This is a genomic window from Dialister sp. UBA1703, assembly GCA_002320515.1.
GTDB lineage: Bacteria > Bacillota > Negativicutes > Veillonellales > Dialisteraceae > Dialister.
Map to the genome: position 1 here is coordinate 1 of DCJJ01000107.1, position 977 is coordinate 977.

Sequence of the window (977 nt, forward strand, 5' to 3'; positions counted from 1 at the left end):
ATCATAGACATCCTCCATTTCCAGTATGATTGATGACGATATAGTCCAGCTGCCTGCCATGGAGAAGATGGGATACGTTGTCCATAAAAACATCACGAATCACTGAATCCACCGTATCCAGTACCGCCGTCTTTTCGTCATCAATAAAATAGCTGTTATAAGAAATCCCCCGGGAAATGGAAATGAGATTCTCAAACCGGGTAGAAATGAAATCATTGCCGCCAATCCAGTAGATATGGTCTGTTACCTTTTGTTCGTTATGCATGGTGAGCCCCTTATGAAAGCCTACAAATACAGATTTTTTCGCTTTTTAAGTATACCGCGAATGAGCGGTATATGCACTGTATCCGGAAGGGTTCTTCCGGTTTCAGAGCTATGAGTGCTGCCATGCTTCACGGCCTGTGGCAATTCCCATCATGCTTTGCGAAGCTTCCTCTTTTCAGAGTAGAATCCATGCTTATCCATTCTCTTTATCTGCCTATTCCCCATTCAGAAATTCCTCTTTTTCCTTCAGAAATATTTCTACGCAGTCAGCAAAGGAGAAACCGTTTTCTTCAGCCAGAATGGCCAGCCACCACAGGCATTCCCCTATTTTGGAAGGAAGCAGGGATTCTTCGCTGCTGGGCCAGCGGCCTTCTTTTGCCATGATGAGGCGGCCCACCAGGGCGGCATCAGTAAGAAAGGCCAGGGCATCTTCTTCTGTGTTCCATTCTTTTCCGTGGATTTCTTTTTCCAGGCGGTGATAGATATTCCGGATTTTCATAGATTTTTCCGCTGTTTCCTGTAATGTCATTTCCTTGTCCTCTTTTCGTTGTTTTTATTCCACAAAAAGCAGAAAAGCCTCCGACCAGAGAGGGAGGTTTTTCTTATCCTTTTATTATCTACTTTTATGGCGTAAATGCAATCCCCGGAGCTGAATGGAAACCTTTGATGAATTTTACGCATCTATCCCGGGTTTCTAAGGAAGCGCTGATTAA

2 protein-coding genes are annotated in these 977 nt (G+C 44.2%); both read right to left on the minus strand.

The window, feature by feature from the left end; translation table 11 throughout:
• Window position 1 precedes the first annotated feature (1 nt).
• Complete coding sequence (locus tag B2Y11_RS05045; RefSeq protein ID WP_414630737.1) at window positions 2–265, minus strand: hypothetical protein; 264 nt, start codon at window positions 263–265, stop codon at window positions 2–4.
• A gap of 213 nt (window positions 266–478) precedes the next feature.
• Window positions 479–793 carry a MazG-like protein gene (locus tag B2Y11_RS05050; RefSeq protein WP_291056949.1) on the minus strand — a complete coding sequence of 105 codons (315 nt, stop codon included), beginning with the start codon at window positions 791–793 and terminating at the stop codon, window positions 479–481.
• Between the last annotated feature and the right edge of the window lie 184 nt (window positions 794–977).

What these genes read in the sequence shown, in the direction of transcription:
- B2Y11_RS05045 (WP_414630737.1), bottom strand. Translation starts at nt 265, where the DNA reads ATGCATAACGAACAAAAGGTAACAGACCATATCTACTGGATTGGCGGC.
- B2Y11_RS05050 (WP_291056949.1), bottom strand. Translation starts at nt 793, where the DNA reads ATGACATTACAGGAAACAGCGGAAAAATCTATGAAAATCCGGAATATC.